This is a genomic window from Bacillus sp. C30 (genome assembly GCF_040838255.1).
GTDB classification, from domain to species: Bacteria; Bacillota; Bacilli; order Bacillales; family Bacillaceae_G; genus Bacillus_A; species Bacillus_A mycoides.
The window spans coordinates 1-8,329 of record NZ_JBFPJH010000147.1; the positions used below are offsets into that span (position 1 = coordinate 1).

General features: G+C 35.7%; 8 protein-coding genes and 2 pseudogenes. 7 read left to right on the forward strand and 3 right to left on the reverse strand.

The annotated features are described in order from the left end of the window. From AB3X49_RS14175 to AB3X49_RS14185, 3 genes are all read left to right on the forward strand, one after another. A partial coding sequence (locus AB3X49_RS14175; RefSeq protein ID WP_367962854.1) for an N-acetylmuramoyl-L-alanine amidase occupies window positions 1-875 on the forward strand: 875 nt, incomplete at its 5' end. A 611-nt stretch (window positions 876-1,486) separates the two neighbouring features. Continuing rightward, a complete protein-coding gene (locus tag AB3X49_RS14180; protein ID WP_367962856.1) occupies window positions 1,487-2,800 on the forward strand; it encodes a glycosyltransferase family 2 protein in 1,314 nt (437 codons plus the stop codon). 20 nt (window positions 2,801-2,820) lie between these two features. After that, the gene (locus AB3X49_RS14185) at window positions 2,821-4,146 is read left to right on the forward strand and encodes a nucleotide sugar dehydrogenase (RefSeq protein ID WP_367962859.1); all 1,326 of its coding nucleotides are present in this window, start codon (window positions 2,821-2,823) and stop codon (window positions 4,144-4,146) included. 500 nt (window positions 4,147-4,646) lie between these two features. Here AB3X49_RS14185 and AB3X49_RS14190 read toward each other — a convergent pair. Both AB3X49_RS14190 and AB3X49_RS14195 read right to left on the reverse strand, forming a co-directional pair. Further along, a pseudogene (locus AB3X49_RS14190) lies at window positions 4,647-5,232 on the reverse strand (type IV secretory system conjugative DNA transfer family protein). A 4-nt stretch (window positions 5,233-5,236) separates the two neighbouring features. Continuing rightward, a complete protein-coding gene (locus AB3X49_RS14195; RefSeq protein WP_367962861.1) occupies window positions 5,237-5,440 on the reverse strand; it encodes a helix-turn-helix transcriptional regulator in 204 nt (67 codons plus the stop codon). Window positions 5,441-5,644: 204 nt separating this feature from the next. Here AB3X49_RS14195 and AB3X49_RS14200 point away from each other — a divergent pair, with 204 nt between their 5' ends. From AB3X49_RS14200 to AB3X49_RS14215, 4 genes are all read left to right on the forward strand, one after another. Continuing rightward, window positions 5,645-5,953: a hypothetical protein gene (locus tag AB3X49_RS14200; RefSeq protein ID WP_367962863.1), complete on the forward strand. Its 309-nt coding sequence runs from the start codon at window positions 5,645-5,647 to the stop codon at window positions 5,951-5,953. Continuing rightward, window positions 5,950-6,132, forward strand: a complete 183-nt coding sequence (locus AB3X49_RS14205) for a hypothetical protein (RefSeq protein WP_367962865.1) — start codon at window positions 5,950-5,952, stop codon at window positions 6,130-6,132. The genes AB3X49_RS14200 and AB3X49_RS14205 overlap by 4 nt, the downstream gene beginning before the upstream one ends. Before the next feature lie 115 nt (window positions 6,133-6,247). Further along, entirely contained in the window at window positions 6,248-7,429 is a 1,182-nt protein-coding gene (locus AB3X49_RS14210; RefSeq protein ID WP_367962867.1) for an FtsK/SpoIIIE domain-containing protein, read from the forward strand. Then, entirely contained in the window at window positions 7,371-7,991 is a 621-nt protein-coding gene (locus AB3X49_RS14215) for a replication-relaxation family protein (protein WP_367962869.1), read from the forward strand. Before AB3X49_RS14210 ends, AB3X49_RS14215 begins: the two co-directional genes overlap by 59 nt. A gap of 9 nt (window positions 7,992-8,000) precedes the next feature. Here AB3X49_RS14215 and AB3X49_RS14220 read toward each other — a convergent pair. Continuing rightward, window positions 8,001-8,329: pseudogene (locus AB3X49_RS14220) on the reverse strand (helix-turn-helix domain-containing protein); the annotation flags it as partial.

The following is an 8,329-nucleotide window of genomic DNA, read 5'->3' on the forward strand; positions in this document are numbered from 1 at the left end:
AAGCGCCCGCAATCAATATTCAAAAATATGAGTCTCGTACATGGAGAAATGCATTCGTTCATTACGCAATCGTTTGGAATGAAACCATCCAAATTGCTGATACAAAATACATTGCTTATGGCGGTGGACCTGCTGCTAATAAACGATTTGCACATGTAGAGTTATGTGAAACAGCAGACTATACAAAGTTCAAGCGTTCATATGAAAAATACGTAAAACTTTTAGCGAAAATCTTAAAAGATAACAAGTTATCTGTAGAAAAAGGATTATGGACTCACTATGATGTAACGAAATACCTTGGTGGAACAGATCATGAAGATCCACTTGATTACTTAAAATCTCACGGTGTTTCTGAAGCGCAATTCCGTGCTGATGTACAACGTGCATACAATAATTCTAATGTAGGAGTTTCAGTTCCAGAAAAGCCATCTAAACCAGCAGAGGTACCAACAGCCGTCACAGATGGTATTGCTTATATTGAAGGGGATAACGTGAACTTACGTAAAGGACCTGATACAAGCTATTCTAAGATTCGTCATCTAAACAAACCAGAATCCTATGCTGTATGGGGTGAAAAGGATGGTTGGTTAAATCTAGGTGGAGAGCAATGGATTAAATATGATCCGTCTTATGTGAAGTTTAGTAAAAAAAGCACTGTGGATTCCTCTATTGTAGGTAAGCGTGTCGTTGCCAAAGTAAACAACCTTCGGTTCTATGATTTTCCTTCATGGCAGGCAGGTACTTTGGATATAGGGGAAGGCTTTACGATTGATGGAGAAGTAAGTGTGGAGGGTTCTCTACAATTTAAGGTTTATAACACCAAAGGTTATATATATTATTTGACGGTTAATCGAAAGTATGTAAAGGTTCAGTGAATATTTTGTGGGTTGTGTGCTGAGATGAAAGAGGGAAAGAATGGGGAAATGATAGATTGTAGTGAAAATATCTTATTTGTGTTAGTTGGGACTAATCGTATTGACACTCCCACCCCTAAAGGGGCAAGCTGACTACCGTCAGTGGGATTCTTGCTACCAAAGGCGAAGTCCATTTCTGGTATCGCTGACGTGCAAGATTGCGGTGTGCCATCACCACTCTCAAGACAGGCCGTATAGGTTCGTGAGCTACGGTGCTATCACTATATACAGATTGTTGGTTCTTGAATGTTTTTACGTCTTTTGCATGACTATGAATAAAGTATACCATGTTTTGCTACGTAAAAAACGATACTTTCATCCCACGTCTACAGACGGACTAAAGTCCTGCGTAGGCTTTCCCGTATCATAAATTTTGTAATGAAAATGACATAAACAAAATCTAAGGTTGAAGAATATGGTGTATATGACCAAGAAAGGGGTTGATATTTAGACAACAAGTTCCAATGGAGTCACTAGATTAAGAGACGGGGCTTGTGCGTTTGGAAGGTTTTAAATGTATAGAATAAATGTTGTTAAGCATACCAACTAAAGGAAATAAGGGGGCGATTCAGATGAAAGAAGGCATTTTAGGTAAAGTTTTAATTTTTATGATTTTTGGATTAGCAGTTATTGCTATGTTATATGTTAATTCTATATATAAAGAAGAATTGTCTATTTCATTAGGAGTGTACGGTACAGTTATGTTAACTTATTTGCTAGCAAAAATGATTTTATCATTTATGTATAAACCTAAAATTGGTAATCCTCCTAACTTGAAAGTATCAGTTATTATCCCATTTTATAATGAAAAAGCAAACTCTGTTCAAGATACGATTTGGAGTATTGTGAATCAAGATTATCCTATTCATGAAATAATTGTTGTAGATGATGGGAGTGATGGTGATGGATGTTATAAAGAAGTATTGAGCATAAAAGAACAATTGAATAATTATAAAAAAAAGGTCGGGATTGATGTTACGAGGGAGGATAATAGCGGTAAGCGTATTATGTATTATACACCGAAGTTGATATCTCATCGTTTTTCGGAGAATAAAGGAAAACGACATGCTCAAATATGGGGTTTTGAGCGTGCAACGGGAGATGTTATATTAACTGTTGATTCAGATGGGTATTTGTTTCCGGATGCAGTACGTGCATTGTTAATACCTTTCCATGATTCAGAGGTTATGGCTGTAACGGGGCATGTTAATGCACGTAACCGAATCAAAAATTGGTTTACGAAATTAATAGATATGCGCTATGAGAATGCATTTCGTGTGGAACGAGCTGCACAGTCTGTAACAGGAAATGTTTTAATTTGCTGCGGACCACTTAGTTGTTATCGTAGAGAAGTTATTATTGAAAATCTTGAGCAGTACGGTCATCAAATGTTTTTGGGAGAAGTGGTTCAAGCTGGAGATGATCGATGTCTTACTAATTATGCGATTTTGAAAGGAAAGACAGTCTATCAGGAGACTGCTAGGTGCATCACTGATGTACCTGCAACTCTTTTGCAGTTTATCAAACAACAGGTTCGCTGGAATAAATCTTTTTTTCGAGAAAGTTTATTGGCTTTAAAAATTGGTGTAAAAAAACCGATTGTGCTGATTTGGGTGGTGATGGAATTAGCATTGTGGATAATATTTAATGTAACTTTAATATTGGGATTTGTGATTAAACCTGTAGCTATGGGGTGGTTGATGGGAATTTATTATTTTGCCTGTTTATGTTTGTCGGCATATGCAAGAAATGTTTTTTATATTTTGAGGCATCCTTTTATATTTTTGATGGCACCGATTTATGGATTTATTCATATTATAGTACTTTTTCCATTAAGGATATACGCATTATGTACTTTAAAATCTAATAAATGGGGAACTAGATGAATACTCAGGGGGGAGAATAAATGAGTATGAGGGCATCTGAGGAAGATTATTATCAAGAACTTATTCATAAAATTGAACAAAAATCCGCTGTGATTGGGGTCATAGGACTGGGGTACGTTGGACTTCCTTACGCAATTAATAAGGCAATGGAAGGCTTTCGAGTAATTGGTTTTGATTTACTAGCTGATAAAGTGAATAAAATAAATGATGCGCAAAATTACATTGATGATGTGAATTCAAATGAATTAACTCAAGTTGTAAGAACGAATCAGTTAACGGGAACAACAGATTTTACCCGTATAGAGGATATAGATGTTGCTTTAATTTGTGTACCTACCCCAATTGATAAATATAAACAACCTAATCTTTCGTATATAGTTGATTCAATTGAAACACTCATTCAATATGTGAAAAAAGGTTCTTTAATTATGCTGGTGAGTACAACGTACCCTGGTACTACAGAAGAACTTATTGCTAAGTCATTTCAAAATAAAGGATTTTCAATTGGAAAAGATATTTTTATTGCCTATACGCCTGAAAGAATTGATCCATCGAACCAAAGGTTTAATGTGAAGAATACACCGAGAGTTGTGGGTGGAATTACAGAGAAATGTACGGTATTGGCGGCGAATGTGGTTGGTGATATGGCGCATATCGTGTCGTCTGTTCGAGTGGCAGAAATGGTAAAGTTGCATGAAAATATATTTAGGTATATAAATGTTGGTCTTGTGAATGAATTGACATTAATATGTAATAAATTAAATGTGAATGTTTGGGAAGTTATTAATGCGGCGGAAACCAAGCCGTATGGTTTTATGCCTTTTTACCCCTGTGCAGGAATTGGAGGACATTGCATTCCTGTGGATCCGTATTATTTATCCTGGAAGATAAGAGAGCACAATTATGCTGCAAGGATGATTGAAACAGCAGGAGCAATTAATGACACCATGCCACAATACGTTGTTGATAGAATGATTGAAATTCTTAATACAGAAGGAGAAATAATGAAGGATAGTACGATTGTGATTTTGGGAGTTTCTTATAAAAAGGATGTTAAGGATACTCGGGAATCATCTTCTTTGCGAGTGTTAGAAATTTTAGATAGGTATGGGGTGAAATGTTTAGTATGTGACCCTCATGTGGAAACATACCAAGTAAATCAAAATAAGTATGAAACAGTACCATATACTACAGAGTTAATTGAAAATGCTCAATTGGTTCTTTTAGCTACAGATCATACAGATTTTGAATATCAGCAGATTGCTAATCATGCAAAAATAATTTTTGATACAAGAAATGCTTTTCAATCAATTACTAAATTTGTAGGGAAATATTATCATTTGTAATACGATAAAAAAGATAATTATGTTTTTGTAGTCGCCTCCTCGAACGATAGCGAGGTGTAGGGAATGCCACAATAAAAAGTACGGAGTGAGTAGAAGGTGCTCTTCGGGATGCAGAAAATTGTTGGAGTTTTCCTTGTGCGTGATTAGTATATGTAGGAAAGAGTTGTAATATGCAAAGAGATGTGGAAATATACCACAAATGAAAAAAGAGCAATCTCAGGTTGGGAGAGAAGGCTCAATCGCTTATTAAAATATTTTATGGAAGTCAGTATTACAAGTATATAATCAATGAATCTGAAATAGAATAAAAAAGCACCTTCCCCAGTTGAAAGTGCTCCCATGTGGTAATTCTCTAGATGTCATTTACAGTATATCCAATATTATCGAAAGATAGAACTTTTTATTGACTGATAATTCTATATGATCTATATTTTAAATACGTTCTCTAATCTAGTAGTGCACAACGAAGAATCCGTCTCCTTTTTGGAGGCGGATTCTTTTTACTTATGAATTTTAGAAATAACAATACTGTTCTTATACATTTTATCTACCTGTTCTTTGTTGTATCCATAAAGTAATGTGTCTGTATCATCTACAAATAAACAAGACCCCATATTAAATCCACGGCAGCCAGCCATAATCCTAGGAAGTTTAGGAATATAACCTACAGCTTCAATATCCATGAGAACAAATTTAACCGAATTCGCTTTTTTATCCTGTTGGATATTTTTTAGTAGATGGCTCATAAATGAAAAAAATCTGATTACCCATAAAAGGCACAAAATCCTCTTTTTGTTGATCGCTTTCGGTATATGTAAAATAAACAATTATTTTTCGTTTCAACAGTTGCAGCAAGTCTTGTTTAGAGTTTGAATGTAACTCTGTATAAGGTAGCAGTAGGGTTTCATATCCTTGTGCATATTTTTGAGAAGAGGTTTTTTGGTACAGGATTCCCTTGTAATCTAATATGAATAAGGATTCATTTTGATGTTCCGCAATGAAATTTGTGACCACAGACAGCCCGCTTCCTGGATGATAGTATCCTTCAACGATTTGATTTAGTGTTTTGAATGGGGGGTGTGCAATGTTTTCACTCCTTTTCAAGTATCCATATGTTTTCAATTGGAATTTTTAAGTTTTGAGCGATTATATAAGCATTTGTAAAGTTAGGGAGGGTTTTTCCATTTACAATGAGGCTTAATGTTGAACGATTAATTCCTACAGAGTCAGCAAAATCTCCCATTTTAATATTTTTTTCAGCAAATATCACTTTTAATCTACATTTGAATTCCATAGAAAGTCACCTCAATGTCTAATTCCATAAATAATTTGCTAATCCTTTAAAAAAGTGTGAGGGAAATCTAAAAATCTTTAGTAGGACAGGCAATAATTATTCTTCTACATCATATACCTATATTACTTCCATTTGGAAGCCCACGAAGAATTCTACTTGGAATTCCAAATGGCATCATAGATATCAAGATGGGAGAGGATTTATATGCGTTCTCAGTATAGTTACCTCAATTCAACTCCATATTTATATTCATCAAATGAATTGCGTCACATGTATAACCACGCTAGATCGAGAGCAGAAACAGAATCCATTCTCAACCACATGAAAAATCATGCTGTATTTGATAACAAAGAGTACAAAGGATATTTTAGTTTATCTCAAATTGTAGAAGAGGACTTGTATGGAGAGGAAGAAGACATTCTCGGCTGGCAAGATTTAATGGAACGGTATGAAATTGTAGCTACCAAATCAGGAGTTAAATTTCGAGAGAAAGTTGAGGAGGACTACGAATGACACTTGCAGGAGAAGCAGTCATTATTTGGACGGCAACAGGTTTGTCTGTGGTTGCAATGAGTGCAGCTGAAAAAATGGGGAAGAGTGTTCCACATTGGCTTCCACGTATGACCATGTATACAACGCTTGCGGGCTCGTTCGTATATCTTCTACGTTATGTTCTAATGGCGTTTCTTTGAAGGAAGGTGATGTGGAAGAGAGGGACAATAGACCTCATAAGCGAAAATGCTCGTCCTGTTAGCTTCCAAAAAAATGCAACTATATCCTTATAGGATATATAAGGAGTGTTCATCAATGCTTGAATTATTGTTAATACCTGTTGCTTCATTTGGATATGCCTTGGTAAGTGATAAGTTCAAACGTAAAGATGATGATAAGCACAAGATACAAGTATTCTTTGAAGTGTCTGGAATTGCAATCAAAAGAGAAGATAGCTTACATTATCCAAAATTTCAAAAGCAAAACGATGATGATCGCAGTACAACGTATATTTACACTTTACCTGTTGGAATGCCGAGCAAAATCATTCAGAAGGTAGAGGATGTTGTTTCTGAAGGACTAAATAAACCCGTTCGAATCCAGTATGACAATTATAAATTGAACATTCGAGTATTCCATAAAAAAATACCTAAGAGGTGGGAATGGTCAACAAACTTAATTCAAGAGCGCAAATGGCGTGTGCCAATCGGGCAAAGTTTAGAAGAGTTAATCTGTCATGACTTTGATAAAACACCGCACATGACTTTAGGTGGACTAACGAGGATGGGGAAAACGGTGTTTTTAAAGAATGTATTCACTTCACTTACTGTCGCCAATCCAGAGCATGTTCACTTTTACATTATTGATTTAAAGGGTGGATTGGAGTTTGGGCCTTACAAGAACGTAAAACAGGTAGAATCTATTGCAGAAAAGCCAATTGAGGCCTTTCAAGTATTGAGTACGATTCTAAAAAGGATAGAAGAAAAAATGCTATTTATGAAAGAACGCCATTATGCGAATGTAGTAGAAACAAATATAAGAGACCGCTATTTTATTATCGTGGACGAAGGTGCAGAACTTTGCCCAGATAAAAGTATGAGTAAAGAACAGCAAAAAATACTAGGGGCTTGTCAACAAATGCTATCGTATATTGCACGTATAGGCGGAGCTCTTGGTTTTCGATTAATTTTCTGCACCCAATACCCGACTGGCGACACGTTACCACGTCAGGTTAAACAAAATAGTGATGCCAAATTAGGTTTTCGTTTGCCAACTCAAACCGCTTCTCAAGTGGTAATTGACGAGGCAGGATTAGAAGCTATTGAAAGTATACCTGGGCGTGCACTTTTTAAAACAGATCGATTAACCGAAATACAAGTTCCATATATCTCAAATGAGCAGATGTGGGACGTATTAAAACAATACGAGGTGAAAAAAGATGCATATGCAAACACACATCAAAATGAATCGTCAGATGATGATTTTGACCTCGATTAGAAAGCTAAAATTTGCAACTAGAAGACACTTAATGGCAATTCATGATATGGGCGGGATACGGAATGCGAACCGTATTCTAAAAGATCTAAGGATACATCTAAATAGTACAGTCTATAAAAAAGAACATGTGTATTACTTGAATAAAAATGGCAGAGAGCTATTTGATGACTCAGAGAAAGTTATACCTAATAGTCGATTAGCGCATAGCCTCATGCGAAACGAATCATGGCTGTATCTGTTTTGTCCTGAAGATTGGCAGATAGAAGCTCCTATACGTTATAAAGTACATGACAAGAAGAGAACGATTATTCCTGATGTAAAGTTCCGTGATAATGACGGGATTCTAAACGCAGTCGAAATAGATCGTACACAAATGATGAATGTGAACAGCGAAAAAATGAATAGATATGGTGAATTCACCTTGTATTATAAAAATAGATACAATGGGAAAGTGCCTATTATTCACTTTTTTACACTTACATCATACAGGCAAAAGACGTTAGAACAATTTGCTGTGCAGCAAGGTGTATATGCAAAAGTATATGTTGTACCCGAAATATAAAAGAGAGTATCACAGACCAAATTCGGGATCAAAGTAGTGCTTGTCCATTAAATTATTCACGATTCCATTGAAATAGGCGAACCTCCCTTTTTTCATGCGGACCCCTTTCTTAATTTTCATCGCAAATTCTTTCATAGCTTGTACACCAATTCGTAGTTCTTGATCTTTGTCAAATGCGGTTTGTCCTGTTAGATGATTCACCACACGATTACATTGTTTCACTACTCTCCAAAATTCTTGAATGGTTTTCGCTTTTGAATAATAAGCAGAGGCCAGAGAAACAAAACGTTCTGGAACCCAATGAGCGACAAAATTTGCTTGTTTTATATTTTCTTCAG